This is a genomic window from Legionella sp. W05-934-2, from assembly GCF_964199965.1.
Classification (GTDB): Bacteria; Pseudomonadota; Gammaproteobacteria; order Legionellales; family Legionellaceae; genus JAFIFT01.
Genome location: NZ_CAXMZT010000001.1, coordinates 56,486 through 72,883, shown reverse-complemented (window position 1 = coordinate 72,883; position 16,398 = coordinate 56,486). Strand labels below are relative to the sequence as shown.

Genomic DNA, 16,398 nt, shown 5'->3' with positions numbered 1-16,398 from the left:
TACAGCCAATATGTTATTATAACGATTTTAAAGACTGGATTGATGTATTATGCTTAGGCTATATTTTCCTTATAAATATGTTGCGGTTACAATTTTCTGTTTCATTGTGTCTTATGGCCAAGCCACAACCCTGCCAAAACAGCCGCCTCGTCCTACCGAAGGACCATTAACTATCCCCACAGCCCCAACGATTAATGCAAAATCCTATATTTTGATTGATGTTGATAGTGGCAAGGTCATCGCGGAAAAAAACAGTGAGCAAAAGTTGCCACCTGCTAGTTTGACAAAATTAATGACGCTCTATGTGATATCCAATTCACTTAGCAGTGGTCAACTTAGACTAGAAGATAATGTCCCTGTGAGTGTAAAAGCCTGGAAAACAGGTGGTTCTCGCATGTTTATTAAAGAAGGTCAGCAAGTGAGCGTTGAAAATCTTTTAAAAGGCATTATCGTCGATTCTGGGAACGATGCTTGTGTGGCCATGGCTGAATATATTGGGGGTTCAGAAGAGGGTTTTACGGCAATCATGAATCAACAGGCTCAATCGATTGGAATGAAAAACAGCCATTTCACGGATAGCACCGGCCTCCCCAACGCCGAATTATACACCACATCCATGGATCTAGCGATACTTAGTCGTGCGTTGATCCAATCATTTCCTCAATACTACCATTGGTATAAACAGAAATGGTTTACTTACAACGGCATTAGACAACCCAATAGAAATCGGCTGTTATGGCGAGATAGTCACGTTGATGGTATGAAAACAGGCCATACCAATGATGCGGGTTACTGCCTCGTGTCCTCTGCTAAAAAAGATAACATGCGTCTCATAGCCGTAGTGCTCGGTTCACCTTCAGAAGCGGCACGTGCCGATGATAGTGAGCGGTTGCTTAACTATGGTTTCCGATTCTTTACAACCCATCAACTATTTAAAGCCAAGGAAACCATTACCAGTCTTCCTTTATACAAAGGGCAACTCAATCAAGTCAACGTCGGCCTTAAAAGTGACCAATATATCACTATACCAACTGGCACCTATGATAAACTGAAAGTATCAACCAATATTCCAAGCTCATTAGTAGCGCCTATCAAACAAGGGCAACAAATTGGGGAGCTTATTATCGAATTAGAAGGCAAACCTGTTGTACAAAAACCACTCTATGCCTTGCATGATGTGCAAAAAGGTGGTTTTTTTGTTAGATTTAAGGATGGTTTTAAATTAACTTGGAATAATTGGTTTGGGAAAGCTTAAACTATATTGGAAAATATTAATCGAATGGCTAATAAACATACCATGATGGATTTTCCTACTGACTTTAAAATTAAGGTCTTTGGCCCCAATGATCATCAATACATCGAAGAAATTCGACAGTTGTCACATGACCATTGTGAGCAAGGCGATAAACCAACATTTACTTATCAGCCAAGCACAAACCATCGTTACATCTCCATCACGATTGCCTTCCATGTGACTTCAAAGTCGAATTTGGATAAAATCTACAATGCATTAACCGCCCATCCACAGGTTAAAATGGTAATATGATGGCCCTGATTCATAAGCACCTTGGACTTGTTGACTACGAAAGTACTTGGCAGAAGATGAAAAGCTATACAAGTGAGCGAGATGAAAAATCAAACGATGAGCTATGGTTTTTACAACATCCGCCGGTCTACACGCAAGGTCAAGCAGGTAAAGCCGAACACATATTAAACCCCAGGTCAATCCCCATCATTCAAACAGACCGTGGTGGGCAAGTCACTTATCATGGCCCTGGCCAGCTAGTTGTCTATTTCATGCTTGATATACAAAGGATGAATCTGGGCATACGGACCCTCGTTGGCTTATTAGAAAAATCATTAATTGAACTGCTAAGCCTCTACAAAATTAAGGCACAAATTCAATGTGGCGCACCCGGGGTTTATGTCGATGAGGCTAAGATTGCTTCCATTGGTTTGCGCGTAAAAAAGGGAAGAACTTATCATGGGATTGCCTTGAACATTGATATGGATTTGAAGCCATTTGACGGCATTAATCCTTGCGGCTATGCCAAAATGAAAATGGTTCAGGTTAAAGATTACGTTGATGATGTGTCTTTTTTAAAAATTACCCAAGATTATGAGAATGTCCTCTCAAGTATTTTTGGGAATTAACCATGCATCTATTCACTGACTATATTCAGCCGATTACAGTCTGGTTAGCAGACAACCCTCACTGGGCATTAATCATTACCTTTCTTATATCATTTTCAGAATCGTTGGCGATTGTTGGGAGCATTGTTCCGGGATCAGTTACTATGACAGCCATTGGGATTTTAGCTGGCTCGGGCGTTATGAGAATTGATTTAACCATACTAGCAGCAATTCTTGGAGCAACTTGTGGTGATAGTGCAAGCTATTTTTTAGGGTATTATTACAGTGACCGACTAGCGTATGTCTGGCCCTTTAGCAAATACCCTAAGTGGTTAGCGTATGGAAAGGACTACTTCACCAAACATGGTGGAAAAAGTGTTCTCATCGGACGGTTTATTGGTCCTTTACGTTCGCTCATACCGATAATAGCCGGTATGATGAAAATGCAACAATCTCGTTTTTTAACAGCAAATGTGTTGTCAGCTATTGGATGGTCAATATTATATGTTATCCCAGGAGTATTAATTGGCGCTGCAAGTTCTGAACTTTCAAATGAGAGTGCCACCAAGTTATTTGTTGGTGTGCTTTTAGCGCTATTTGCAATTTGGATAGCAGGAATCGGTTTAAAGTGGTTACTAATTCACAGTAAAATTTGGCTTTCTCATAGCTTTCATCGTTTTTGGATTTTTGCCAAGCGCCATCGGCGTGTGCAATCTATTTTTTTATGGATTACTCCCCCTGCTGAAAAAGACCATGCTCCTACCTGTTTTTTACTGCTAAGCATCTTAATCATTTTAATCTCGTTATTTTTCATTAACTTATTTCAATCCTCCCCTATGCTTAACGGGTTAGACCAAGGGATTTATTATTTCTTCAGTAGTATTAAAAACAGTTATTTTGACACCTTCCTGATCATTACTGCGTTATTAACATCTTTTTATATCACAGTATATTTTTATCTGATTTTGGCGACAGGTTTTTTATTACATAAGCAATGGCGAACGCTAAGATATTGGTTTTTTATACCAATTTTAACCTTGCTGATTAATTTATGTGGTTGCCAGAATATTTCTCAACCGCTGTTATACCCTGTCTTTCATTTAAGTACTTGCTTGCAGCAAAGCTGGATAACATCCTTATGTTCTTCCGTGTTATTGTTTACCAATTATGGTTATAAACAAATGCATGCTGGCCTTACGACTGTTTTATTTATTGTGTTTGTTGGATTTAGTGCGTTAACGCATTTATATTTTGCCCAGTTGAGTTTCACTGACATCTTAATAGCTAGCCTCAATGGCTTACTAGTAGCGACCATATTATGGCTATTTTATCGGCGAAAACATCTTCCCTTAAACACGGATATTAAACCTTGGGTTAGCTTTTATGCGTTAATTATTATCTCATTCGCAATAGCCTTTTCATTTCTAGAATTCCCTCAACTAAAAGAAACACACCCATTCAAGCAAAAAATTAGTTTAATAACAAAGAATCAGTGGTGGAATCAACAAGGTTTTACACCACCACAAATCCGTCGAAATCGATGGGGTACGCCCGTTAGTTATATGAATATTCAATTCGCCGGTGATTTAGAAGTATTTAGATTGGCCCTTCAGTCACAAGGATGGCAAGCAGTGGATGATCATATTTTTCAAGCCTTTTTAGGTCGATTAAAAGCCAATGATTCGTGGTACAGGAAGCTACCCTTTTTACCGCAGCTATATAAGGCGAAATCTTCAAAATTAGTCATGGTAAAACAAGTTCAAGGCGACTTTTTAGTCATTCGGCTATGGCTCTCACCCATCGAATTAAAACATGATAAAACAACGATTTATTTCGGCAGTGTTCATCAGTCCTACCTTGAGCAAAAGCAGCACCATATTAGCCAACTGTCCCCGATTGCGATAGTCAGGCATGATCTCAATGGCCTCTTTAAATTGAAGCCCTTTACTTTGATGAAACAATCCCCCCCCATTTTAGTGAACATGCCCAACGACGGACTTCTAATTTCACAATAGGCAAACAACTATTTTTATACAGGCTGTTCTGTATGTAAGTCATTTGTATTATTTATTAAGCAGTTGATTATTATATCAATAAGATATTTATTGCCCAATAAATAAAAAATTGATAAGCTCTTAATTGTCTTCTCATATAGTAAACGTAATGCGAATTATATATATCTTACTCACTTTGTGTATTTCCCCTTCTCTCACTTGGTCAATGGCCCCAAAAATTAATTGGCATAAAGCAGTCAATATAGCCATAGAAAAATATGGTTTGCGCACGGAACCATCGCTACAAAACGCATTTCTGCGAGCCCATGTTTCTTACCCTCCAAAAGAAATTACATTTCTTGCGTTTAAGAAAGAAAAAAAGATGGAACTTTGGGCAAAGCAAGATAATCAATGGCGATGGATTAAAAATTATAAACTAACGGCATTTAGCGGTGCCCTTGGCCCGAAATTAAAAGAACATGATAAACAAATCCCTGAAGGAATTTATAATTTAACAATGTTAAATCCTTTTTCAAAATTTCACTTATCAATCCAAATTGACTACCCAAACAGTTTTGACCGCAGTATTGCTCGTCTAGAAAGAAGACGCCACTTGGGTGGCAATATTTTTCTACATGGTAAAAATGTCTCTGTCGGGTGTTTAGCAGTTGGCGATAGAGCCATCGATCAAATATTTCTAATTGTTAATCGAGTCGGCTTAGAAAATAGTACGTTAATTATCGCCCCAAATGATATGCGGGTTGCACCTGCGGCTACCCATCTTATCGGCAAACCCAAGTGGGTCACATTACTCTACAAAAAGATCAAAGTTGCACTGCAACCTTTTCGTCACGCCAAAGCTTAACAGTCTATCACTGACATAGCTTCATAAAATGTTAAGAAATATGAATTATAATTGAATTAAATGAAACATATGGAATACGTTTCAACAAACTATTCAGGCTTGGCATGCAACCCTATGGGGTTTTTGGGAGTTAAATAATGTTTTTCACCGATCTCATTGTTAAACTTAATTATAAAACAGCCAATAAAGAGGCGGTTTTAGATGCCCTGGGCCAACCTTTGGCGAACTTCCCTGAAACAGATGATAACAAGCTGATATATATTGTCAAAACGAATAATGATTTACAGGTAGTCAATGCTGAGAAAGCGAAAAACCTATCAGAAGCCAATAAAAAGAAAAATGAAGATGAAATAACAGAACAACTCTTTGCAATTGAACGTCAAAAATATGCACTGCTAACAGAGGGCCTTAATCCACTCCTCAATCCAGAGATAACCGATAGGCTAGGTATAAAAATTGCCTCAGCCTTTGCTAGCAATATGGCAAAAGTATTAGCGTTATTTATCACAGCAGCATTGTTGCCACTCATTAATCTGTTGGCGATGCCGCTCGTCTTTTCCGGTGTATATTTCTTGCTTCATCTTATACGCTATCGTGCCACCATGGGTCGATGGCCAAATAAAAGAGAGCTTGAACACCTCCTGGGTTATTCTCTCGCTGCTGCAGGCGAAATGATATTAGCGACAGGGATCTTCATGCTACTCAGTAGCGCATCGATATTAGCCCCTATTTCGGTCCATATATTAAGTATTGTTGGGTTGCCCTTTGGTGGACCTTTATTCACGTACTTGATTATGCCATTAATCATGGCAACCGTTATTGCTACCGCAACGACAATTTACAATCTTGCACGTGTTTTAGTTAACCATTTCTTCGATGTCAGATTTCACTTTAGTCGCAAATTTCCATTTTTCTTTACCATCAGTCTAAAACAAGAGCGCGAAAGTTTGGCTACGTTAGCAAAAAATCTTGTGATAACTGCCTTTAGAGAATTCACAACCGGCTTCATCGTTTCATTAATTGCAATGTATTTGAGCTATATCCCAGGTGCTTTATTAGGTAGCTATCTATCAGGTCCTGCAATATCGGCTGCATCAACAGCACTGTTTACAACGAGCATCCAGATTGTCGGCTCAATACTTGATTCCGTTATCATCTCACTTGCTTTAGACAAGCTTTTTGATACCGTGTTCAAACCTGCTTTGAGTCGAACAATTGATCAATATACAAGTCCTTCCGATGTATCACCCAAGCAAAAAGATGGAACTTCTAAATCACATAGTGCTTCTAACAAATTTCAGCCATCTGCAAGTAATAACCTAGCAGCAGCGACTACTATTGCAAGCACTATCCAAGAGCGTACTAAATCAAAAGACCTTTCTGATTCCTCAAATACCATTCAGACCCAGGCAACACCCCTACCCAAAACCGCTGATACCTCCCCTACGCCTGCAGCCCAAAGTCCAAAAACCGAGAAAAGAGATGAAAAAACACCTCATAAGCATCATAGTCTATTTCATCACCATGAAATGACTCCTGCGAAACAGCCAGAAATGACTAAAGATAATATGCCCCCTTCGACTGTGGAAGAAAAGCATAACTATGATGATGACGTTGGAAATGAAAATTTAGAAAACCAACAAACACAAAAGAAATAAGCAATCGCTATTCACCTGCATCACGACATTCATTACTTATATTGAATTTGCAAAGACCTTGACAATGAATGCTATTGCTAAACTCTGAAGAACATTTCTGCTCACACTCCGGTAAACGTTGATCAATGCAAATTTGTTGATCCGTTTGCTGGGTCAATATTGCCGCTTCAGATAACTCTTTAGCCAATACGGCAGCTTGGTTTAAACTAAGCAATACTAAAACGATCCATCTCATCATATCTGTCAAATAATCCCTTTACTGTATTGTTAGCTTAGCATATCTTAGTATCAAGTGTATTTCATCAATGCAAATCATTGATTTCACGACTATAATATTTAATGAATACAATAAGAACATAATTTAACATGAACAGTTCCCATGCAAAAATATGGCATACCATTAACTTCAGTCAATTACCGCTGCATGATCCGATGCTGGCTTGCTTAGTGCTTTTAAGTCGCTACTATCAAAACCCTCAAACGGGTAAAACGTTAACCGCTCGTTTACCGTTGATTAATAATAAACTATCCATTGAAACCTTACCAAGAGCCGCTAAACGAGCTCATTTAAATTGCAAAGAAATCAGTTTGCCGCTCGAGGAAATTAACAACAACCAATTACCAGCAATACTTCTCTTAGATGACAATGAAGTTTGCTTGATGTTTGCTGATGAAAAAGGCATACAACAGGTAATCAAACCAGATGAGCAACAACCTTATATCAGCTTGGATGACATTAAGCAGCGTTATCAAGGGAATTTAATTGAGTTTGAACCCGAATATCAATTCTCTGAAAGATCCAGCCAAACCTTGAAACAGGAAAAAAAGAACTGGTTCTGGTCTGTCATGAAACGTTCCCTGCCAACATATTATGAAGTTATTGTTGCTTCTTTGCTTATTAACTTGTTTGCCCTCGTTGTTCCATTATTTACAATGAATGTCTATGACCGTGTTGTGCCAAATCAAGCTATCGAAACAATGTGGGTGTTAGCGAGCGGCGTTATCATCATCTTTTGTTTTGATTTTGCCATGAAATCATTGCGTGCCTACTTTCTTGACAAAGCTGCTAAACGAAGTGATATCGACCTATCATCCAATATCTTCGAACACATGATGGGTATTAGTATGATGGAAAGGCCAAAATCGGTTGGGTCCTTTGCAAATACGATTCAGTCATTTGAAACCTTTCGGGATTTTATCGCCTCAAGCACAATTACAATTCTCATTGATCTGCCCTTTTCGATCCTATTTATTTTTATTATTTACCTCATCGGAGGTAATTTATTCCTGGTACCCACTATTGTCATTCCTTTTGTATTTTTTGTCGGGATTGTTTTACAATGGCCTTTAATAAAATTGACTAAAATGAGTTATAAATTTGCCGCGGAAAAGCAAGCGATTCTATTTGAATCGATTTACAATGCTGAATCCGTCAAAACCAGTTCAGCAGAATCTAGTTTACAATCTCGTTACGAGCAAATCATTAAAGAAGCCTCTGCTAATAACCTAAAACTACGATTTTGGTCAAATATCAGTATAAATCTCACAACTTTTTCACAGCAGGCTGCCACTGTTGCGATGGTAATCGCTGGTGTGTATAAAATTGGTTGGAACGAATTAACGATGGGAGCGCTGATCGCCTGCACTATTTTAACAGGTCGAGCGCTTGCACCCATGGCGCAAGTTGCTTCCGTCATAATGCGTTATTTCCAATCTGTGAACGCATTAAACTCACTTGATAAAGTCATGAATTTATCCACAGATTACGATAATAATAGTCAATACCTCCACCGCCCAAACCTAACCGGGAATATTTCTTTTAAAAAAGTCAATTTTAGTTTTAAAGAAGATGAAAATCCGGTCTTGCACGATATTACATTTGGTGTCCATGCTGGGGAAAAGGTTGCAATCATTGGCCGTGTTGGCTCTGGTAAATCGACCATCGCTAAACTTATTTTAAAACTGTATACCCCAACAGCAGGAAGCATTCTAATTGATGGCACAGACTATATCCAAATTAACCCTGCTGATTTACGCCAACAAATTGCATATGTTCCACAAGATGTTAGTTTATTTTATGGCACAATTCGTGACAATATCACCATTGGATCGCCTTTTGTCGATGATAAAGAATTAATACGCGCCTGTAATATTGCAGGGATCGGCAGTTTTACCAATCAGCACCCCCAAGGGCTCGATAGACAAGTGGGTGAAAAAGGCAGCGAATTATCGGGTGGGCAAAGGCAGGCAGTTGCGATTGCAAGAGCCTTGCTTAATGATCCCAAAATTATTGTGTTTGATGAGCCAACAACCTCTATGGATGATAATAGTGAGCGGATTTTTAAGGCGCAACTAAAAACGTGTTTAACTAAAAATCATACGATGGTGATGATCACACACAAATATTCCATGCTTAGTCTTGTTGATCGCATCATTGTGGTCGATGATGGAAGGATCGTGGCTGACGGACCAAAAGATGCCGTCATATCCGCATTAAAATCAGGGATGGCCATAGCAAAAGGAGAGGAGTCCGATAAACATGATTGACATCAAGCCTCGAATTTTTAGCCATATTCTTCTTTGGGGAACACTTTCTTTTTTTGTGATTGCCTTAGTTTGGTCCAATTATGCGATATTAGATGAAGTAACAAAAGGCGAAGGCAAGGTCATTCCTTCAAGCCAAGTTCAGCTAATCCAACACTTAGAAGGTGGTATTGTCGACGAACTCTATGTCCGTGAAGGGGAAGTTGTTGAAAAAGGACAAAAGTTAATGCAAATTGATAATACTATTTTCCGATCAAGTTTTTCTGAGCTTAATCAGAAGATTGCCGCGTTGAAGCTTAAAGTGATGCGTCTGGAAGCAGAAGTCAATGATACCCCCTTTGATATTCCTAAAGAGTTAGAACAAAATCATCCATCCTTATCAAAAGCTGAAAAAAAACTATATGAATCACGAAAATCTGAAATCACTCAATTAAAGCAAGCGATGGATCTAGCAGAACAAGAACTTACCTTATCGCTCCCCCTGGTTAAAAGAGGGGCTGTTTCACAAGTGGAAATTCTACGATTGCAACGTACAGTCAATGAATTAAAGAGTAAATTATATAAATTCCAATCCGATGCATTAGAACAACTCAACACTGTAAAAGCAGAGCTACTATCACAAAGTGAAAATTTACTCGATGAAGAAGATAGACTTACCCGCACAACGATTCGCTCACCTGTTAAAGGGGTTATTAATAAAATTTACGTGACAACCATTGGCGGTGTCATAAAACCTGGCTCCGATATCATGGAGGTTGTACCGTTGGATGACACCTTGTTAATTGAAGCCAAAATTAAACCACAAGATATCGGTTTTATTCGCCCAGGACAAGATGTGACAGTCAAAATCACCGCTTTTGATTATTCAATCTATGGTGGTTTAAAAGGGATTGTTGAACAAATCAGTGCTAACACAATCACAGAAAAGAAAGATGGTCGTGATGAAACATTTTACCTAATACGTGTTCGAACCGATAGAAATTACCTCGGAACGGAAAATAAACCGCTCTATATTATACCTGGCATGCTGGCAACTGTTGATATACTTACTGGCGAGAAATCGGTATTGGATTACATCTTAAAGCCGATTTTAAAAGCAAAACACAATGCCTTAAGGGAACGATAATAATCCAAGAGTTATGTCCATCCTTTTTATATTGGACAATTTTAAAAAAACCGTCGTTACGACCCAGAGCCTAGCGAAAGGGAAGCAATCCAGAGCCGATTTTTGTTTAGGGATCGAACTGGATTGCTTGGCAAAGCTCGCAAAAAATGTCCTTTTAAGATAATGTTCGGTACAAAAGTCTATACTTAGTTTAAGTACCTTAACTGAATCGGCTACGATTTATCCACATTTTTTAAAAGGAGTATCAAAATGTCATTCGAAGACTATTTAAGCAACAAGCTCAGCCGATTTTCTATGATTGAGTATGTTTTAGTGATGCTAGTGTATTTTACGATTACGCTATTGATCGCCTCGTTCTATAAAGTATTACTGACCATTGGTTGGTGGTTTGATCTACTTTTGGTTATCTTATGTGCCTTTCCATTAGTTGTTCATTTAATATCACAGCCAGGAAATGGTATTGGTGAAAAAATTCAATCGTGCCTGAAAAATAACACCCCTGCACTGCAAATCCTGTTGTTTTTGACCATGTTTTTCTTTGCACTGATGTTAAGTGCTTTGTTTCCGATACTTACCCAAGGTAGCTGGTGGATTTACGTTGTCTTAATGATTGTATTGGCGATACAACCATTACGTACGTCTTGGATTTGGTAATTCAAGTAAAGGTATCGAGGCAAGCGTTTAGCGCTTACTATCAAAAAATTGTGTGAGCAAGCGTGAACTTTGGTCAGCGAGCAATCCTTCGTCCAAACATATCGCATGATTGGAAGCTAGGCCATTAACAATATTGACCACACTCCCACAAGCACCTGATTTAAAATCACGGCAAGAAAACACTAAACGCTTTATGCGAGATTGTATCAAAGCACCAGCACACATAGGACAAGGTTCTAAAGTAACATAGAGCGTTGCATCCAATAGTCGATGGTTGTTGATAGACAAACAGGCCTTTCTTAATGCAACTATTTCTGCATGGGCGGTGGGGTCAGAATGGCTTATTGTTTGATTATATCCTTCACCAATTATGCTGCCTGATGCATCAACCATCACAGCGCCCACAGGAATTTCGCCAAGGCTCGCGGCTTCATTGGCCAAAGCTAAAGCGCGTTTCATATAGGTGATATCGTTCATTCCCACTCAATCGTTGCGGGTGGTTTACCTGAAACATCATAAACTACCCTGGAAACACCTTTCACTTCATTAATTATACGATTGGATACATGACCAATGAATTCCCAAGGCAAATGAGACCAGTGCGCGGTCATGAAATCCGTGGTTTCAACGGCGCGTAATGCGATGACATAATCATAGCAGCGACCATCACCCATCACAGCCACACTTTTGACCGGTAAAAAAACAGCAAATGCTTGCGAAACTTTGTCGTAAAGATTGGCTTGGCGTAATTCGTCAATAAAAATAGCATCCGCTTGACGCAAGATGTCAGCATAGATGGGTTGGATTTCGCCTAATATGCGAACACCTAACCCTGGCCCCGGGAACGGATGACGATACACCATGTCATAGGGTAACCCAAGATTTAGCCCAAGTTGACGAACTTCATCTTTAAATAATGTCCGCAATGGTTCGATTAATTTAAGTTTTAGCGTTTCCGGTAAACCACCCACATTATGATGCGATTTAATCACTTTTGACCCGCCAGCAGAGGTGCCGTCACCAGATGATTCAATAACGTCCGGATAAATGGTACCTTGAGCAAGCCATTGAATATTTTCCAGTTTTTCTGCTTGATCCTGGAATACATCAATAAACGTACGCCCGATTGCTTTCCGTTTATCCTCAGGGCAAGTCACTCCCTTTAACGCCTGATAAAACTGTTCCTTCGCATCAATTGTCATTAAATTGATGCCATAATGCTGTCCAAACATAGTTTGCACTTGTGATACTTCATTGAGTCTTAGCAACCCTGTATCAACAAAGACGCAGATTAACTGATCACCGATTGCTTGATGCAATAAAGCTGCAACAACAGAGGAGTCAACGCCACCAGAAAGCGCTAACAATACTTTTTCAGACCTGACTTTTGCGCGGATTTGCTCAATGTTTTCAGCAATAATATTTTCGGATTGCCAATTAGTTTTAGCCTGACAGATATCTACCACAAATCGCTGCAGTATGCGCATGCCTTGCTTTGTATGGGTAACTTCTGGGTGAAATTGTAGACCATAAAACCGCTTACTATCATTTGCCATAGCGGCAATAGGGGCATTTTTGCTACTGCAGACGACTTGAAATCCGGGTGGAAGCTTGTTTACCTTATCACCATGACTCATCCACACATCTAATAAGGCATGACCGTTCTCATCCGTTTCATCTTCAATATTCTTTAACAAAGCACTGTGTCCATGTATTTTAAGTCGTGCATAACCAAACTCGCGTACATTCGAGGAGCCCACTTCCCCACCCAAATGATCGGCAATTGCTTGCATGCCATAGCAGATGCCTAATAACGGTATGTTCATCTGAAACAGCCAATCTGCCAATTTATGGGTGGTTGAAAATTGAATTGACTCAGGCCCGCCAGATAATATCACACCGCAAGGGTTTAGCCGCTGAAAATCCGCCTGGCTTATATGATAGGGATGAATTTCACAATAGACCTTCATTTCGCGTACGCGACGAGCAATTAACTGCGTGTATTGAGAGCCAAAGTCAAGAATGACGAGAGGCGATTGTTGTAAATCCTGCATCATGATTCTTCTACCTGGTAATTGGGTGCTTGTTTAGTAATGCTAACATCGTGAACATGTGATTCACGCATGCCAGAACTTGTTACTTGCACAAACTGCGCTTTATCATGTAATTGCTTAATGGTTTCACATCCCGTGTAGCCCATGCAAGAACGAATGCCACCGACCATTTGGTGAATAATTGTTTGAATCGGACCTTTGTATGCCACCCGCCCTTCAATCCCTTCCGGCACTAATTTATCAACATTCGCTGTATTTTCTTGAAAATATCGATCACTTGACCCATATCGCTGAGCCATGGCACCAATGGAGCCCATACCGCGATAGCTTTTGTAGGTGCGTCCTTGATATAATTCTATTTCACCAGGTGACTCTTCGGTACCGGCAAATAAGCCACCTAACATGACAGAATCTGCACCGGCTACTAACGCCTTGCTGATGTCACCAGAAAAGCGAATACCTCCATCCGCAATAATAGGGATACTACCTTTTAAAGCATTTGCTACCTCATATATGGCAGAAATTTGAGGCACTCCCACCCCAGTCACAATTCTTGTTGTGCAAATTGAACCAGGACCGATGCCAACTTTCACACCATCCGCTCCTGCCTTTCTTAATGCTTTTGCAGCCTCGGCCGTTGCGATATTACCGCCGATAACCTGTAAATCGGGATAATGTGACTTAATCCACTTAACTCGGTCTATCACCCCTTTCGAATGGCCGTGTGCCGTATCAACGACAACCACATCAACACCCGCTTGATACAATGCATCCACTCGCAACTCTGTTTCATCCCCAACACCGACTGCGGCGCCAACTCGCAGTTGCTCATTGTTATCTTTACTTGCATAAGGATTTTCTTTTGCTTTTTGAATGTCTTTGACGGTAATCAAGCCTCTCAATTGAAAATCGTTATTGACTACAAGGAGTTTCTCCAATCGATGCTTGTGTAATAATGCACGAATTTCTTCACGATCAGCCCCTTCTTTCACCGTGACCAATTTTTCTTTAGGCGTCATCACATCTTTCACTGGTAAGGACAAATTTTCTTCAAAACGAATGTCCCTACTGGTCACAATCCCAACCAAATCATCGCCATCAACAACTGGCATACCCGAAAAATTATGTTTATCCATCACTGCTAATAATTGCGCTACAGTAAAATCCGGCGAAACAGTAATCGGGTCTTTGACCATGCCACTTTCAAACTTCTTTACTCGCCTAACTTCTTCTGCCTGTTTGACAACTGTCATGTTTTTATGAATGATACCAATGCCCCCTTCTTGAGCAATAGCAATGGCTAAGCGACTTTCAGTCACGGTATCCATCGCGGCAGATAATACGGGGATATTTAGTTGAATGGATTTAGTGAGAAAAGTTTTGAGCTCAACATCTTTGGGCAACACCTGTGAACTTGCAGGTACGATTAGTACGTCATCAAAGGTCAATGCAGAGTGTTTCAAGGCAAATTTAGAGGACATGGATAAACTCCTAGGCGGAAATTATCAACCCATTTTAACAAATTTTAGCAAATCTATCCATGTAAACCTTTTCAGAGGATGAAATAAACTCAATAAAAGACAAAAACTAATCTCTTATACGTGCCCGAGCCCGTGCCCGTGCCCGGTTTTAATATGCGCAGTACCGTAGTATCTTAGTCCACATAGAGCGAAGCGCTGAGTGATCCTGACATTTTTTTGTTCAAGATAAAAATATCAGGATTCCGCAGAGCGCAGCGCAATGCGGGAACATTAAGGTATATTCCGAGACCTTTTTTAGGTATTTTTCTCATAAACAAAATAATACCGATGCTTTGGTTGCATTTTATATATAGTTAAGTCTATGATTGTTAAGGAACGATCCTTAATATATTTATTGTCGAGAAAGGACTCTAATAATGGATGATATCAGTCAGTTTCGTGGTTATGCAGGGGAGGTAGTTCGTAACTTTTTGAAATTTAGCACCTTCCTAACTATCATTCCCCTAATCATCTTTTGGTTTGTTGTCTATTTAATTATGTACCTAATGGGTAATAAACTGCCTGGATTGATTTATTTGCTAATCAACCTATTAACAGTATCATTTTTGCTTGCCCGCTTTACGATCCCTGCCTGTGCGGGTGAATTGGATGCCGGTTTTTTTTCGCCTCATATTCAAAAAGGTGATACGGGTTCATTTGTTTTGCGTTATTTAATTTACATGTTTGCGTGGATGATTCCTGTGTATCTTTTGGCAAAATATGTTCTAAAGGTCCATTCGGTTTTCTCCATGTTCTTTTTCGGACCAAGCAGCTTTGGTGCCTCATCTAGCTTCCATGGACTATTAGCACTTGTCATCGTGTTGGCCATTGTTTTTGGGCCAACGATTAGTTGTATACTAGCAGCGATTACTTCCTCACTCGAAGAAGTATTTAGCCTTGAACCGATCATTTGGTTATGGAGTGATCGACGTTATGATTTAGGCCCATACTATTCAGCTGCTTTTGGGGGCCTCATAGTCTTCTATGCCAAATACATCATTCCATTATCGATCATCAATATCCTATTGTATAAGTCCTCATTTGAAGCAGGAATCACTTTCTCAACCTTCATTTCCATTTTACCGTTTTTAATTTCACCCATTATTATTGGACGTTTAAGCGGTGCCTTTGTGTCTGGTGAGCAATCCATAGCCGATCCCATCGATACGCATGCATCCCCTCTATCACCAAGTCCAATCTCTCCAAATAGCCCTAACGGAAATGGTAACGGCGCACAACCCACTAGTGAAACAGAATCCTGGGCGCAGTTAAAAGATAAATTCAATGAGTTATTACCGCGACTTGAAAAAATGAGTGAGTCAGAATTGACTGAACAAGTCAAAATGTTTAATGCCTTCGACAGCAATAATGTCCATGTGCAACTGGCCCTAGCACATCTTTACTATCATCAAAAACAATCAACCAAAGCCTTAAACCAAGCTAAAATTGCATTAAAGTCTAGCTTGCACAACGGCATGGGCTATGAATCAGTCGCGCTATTCCAGAAATTTAAAGATAGTAAAGCGAAGTTAGATTTGGATAACCAGGCCTTAATCAGCCTGGGCGCTTTTCTTACCAATCAACACTATTTCACCGATGCTGCATGGTGCTATATGATTGCCATTGCTTCAGCGAAGTCGGATAATGATAAACTCGAATACCAAAAAAAATACATTGAAATGGCAGATAAAGCAAACCGTGCGAATGAGTCGAATCTGGCTTATCAGCTCTATCAGCTGTTTTTAAAACAATGCCCTGACTCAACGTTGGCGGACTTTGTGACCGATCAAGCAAATACCATTCAAGTACGATTAAGTGACTCGTAATCAATGAATCCTATCGGCATTTAC

General features: G+C 39.7%; 14 protein-coding genes. 10 read left to right on the top strand and 4 right to left on the bottom strand.

Annotation, left to right across the window (positions count from 1 at the left end):
* Positions 1-49: 49 nt before the first annotated feature.
* The 6 genes from AB3348_RS00325 (at position 50) to AB3348_RS00300 (ending at position 6,650) form a co-directional block, all read left to right on the top strand.
* Positions 50-1,255, top strand: coding sequence for a D-alanyl-D-alanine carboxypeptidase family protein (locus tag AB3348_RS00325; protein WP_367605551.1), 1,206 nt, complete (start codon positions 50-52; stop codon positions 1,253-1,255).
* A 24-nt stretch (positions 1,256-1,279) separates the two neighbouring features.
* Positions 1,280-1,546, top strand: a complete 267-nt coding sequence (locus AB3348_RS00320) for a YbeD family protein (protein WP_367605550.1) — start codon at positions 1,280-1,282, stop codon at positions 1,544-1,546.
* Between the two features lie 5 nt (positions 1,547-1,551).
* A complete protein-coding gene (lipB, locus tag AB3348_RS00315; protein WP_367605859.1) occupies positions 1,552-2,154 on the top strand; it encodes a lipoyl(octanoyl) transferase LipB in 603 nt (200 codons plus the stop codon).
* 2 nt (positions 2,155-2,156) lie between these two features.
* Positions 2,157-4,148 carry a VTT domain-containing protein gene (locus tag AB3348_RS00310; protein WP_367605549.1) on the top strand — a complete coding sequence of 664 codons (1,992 nt, stop codon included), beginning with the start codon at positions 2,157-2,159 and terminating at the stop codon, positions 4,146-4,148.
* Between the two features lie 205 nt (positions 4,149-4,353).
* Positions 4,354-4,992, top strand: coding sequence for a murein L,D-transpeptidase family protein (locus tag AB3348_RS00305; protein WP_367605548.1), 639 nt, complete (start codon positions 4,354-4,356; stop codon positions 4,990-4,992).
* Positions 4,993-5,129: 137 nt separating this feature from the next.
* Positions 5,130-6,650, top strand: a complete 1,521-nt coding sequence (locus tag AB3348_RS00300) for a hypothetical protein (protein ID WP_367605547.1) — start codon at positions 5,130-5,132, stop codon at positions 6,648-6,650.
* Between the two features lie 7 nt (positions 6,651-6,657).
* Here the strand turns inward: AB3348_RS00300 and AB3348_RS00295 are convergent, their stop codons facing one another.
* The gene (locus AB3348_RS00295) at positions 6,658-6,888 is read right to left on the bottom strand and encodes a hypothetical protein (RefSeq protein WP_367605546.1); all 231 of its coding nucleotides are present in this window, start codon (positions 6,886-6,888) and stop codon (positions 6,658-6,660) included.
* Between the two features lie 128 nt (positions 6,889-7,016).
* On the opposite strand from AB3348_RS00295, the gene AB3348_RS00290 reads away from it, so the two are divergent.
* From AB3348_RS00290 to AB3348_RS00280, 3 genes are all read left to right on the top strand, one after another.
* Positions 7,017-9,197, top strand: a complete 2,181-nt coding sequence (locus AB3348_RS00290) for a type I secretion system permease/ATPase (protein ID WP_367605545.1) — start codon at positions 7,017-7,019, stop codon at positions 9,195-9,197.
* On the top strand, positions 9,190-10,320 hold the full coding sequence (locus tag AB3348_RS00285; RefSeq protein ID WP_367605544.1) for an HlyD family type I secretion periplasmic adaptor subunit: 1,131 nt from the start codon (positions 9,190-9,192) through the stop codon (positions 10,318-10,320). Before AB3348_RS00290 ends, AB3348_RS00285 begins: the two co-directional genes overlap by 8 nt.
* 249 nt (positions 10,321-10,569) lie before the next feature.
* Positions 10,570-10,974 (top strand): hypothetical protein, encoded by a 405-nt coding sequence (locus tag AB3348_RS00280; RefSeq protein WP_367605543.1) that lies wholly within the window; start codon positions 10,570-10,572, stop codon positions 10,972-10,974.
* A 27-nt stretch (positions 10,975-11,001) separates the two neighbouring features.
* Here AB3348_RS00280 and tadA read toward each other — a convergent pair whose 3' ends face one another.
* Genes tadA through guaB form a run of 3 tightly spaced genes read right to left on the bottom strand, consistent with a single transcriptional unit; the run spans position 11,002 to position 14,509 of the window.
* On the bottom strand, positions 11,002-11,451 hold the full coding sequence (tadA, locus tag AB3348_RS00275; RefSeq protein ID WP_367605542.1) for a tRNA adenosine(34) deaminase TadA: 450 nt from the start codon (positions 11,449-11,451) through the stop codon (positions 11,002-11,004).
* Positions 11,448-13,028 carry a glutamine-hydrolyzing GMP synthase gene (guaA, locus tag AB3348_RS00270; protein ID WP_367605858.1) on the bottom strand — a complete coding sequence of 527 codons (1,581 nt, stop codon included), beginning with the start codon at positions 13,026-13,028 and terminating at the stop codon, positions 11,448-11,450. The genes tadA and guaA overlap by 4 nt, the downstream gene beginning before the upstream one ends.
* Positions 13,028-14,509 carry an IMP dehydrogenase gene (gene guaB / locus AB3348_RS00265; RefSeq protein ID WP_367605541.1) on the bottom strand — a complete coding sequence of 494 codons (1,482 nt, stop codon included), beginning with the start codon at positions 14,507-14,509 and terminating at the stop codon, positions 13,028-13,030. Before guaB ends, guaA begins: the two co-directional genes overlap by 1 nt.
* Positions 14,510-14,925: 416 nt before the next feature.
* On the opposite strand from guaB, the gene AB3348_RS00260 reads away from it, so the two are divergent.
* On the top strand, positions 14,926-16,374 hold the full coding sequence (locus tag AB3348_RS00260) for a hypothetical protein (RefSeq protein WP_367605540.1): 1,449 nt from the start codon (positions 14,926-14,928) through the stop codon (positions 16,372-16,374).
* The last annotated feature ends 24 nt before the right edge of the window (positions 16,375-16,398 follow it).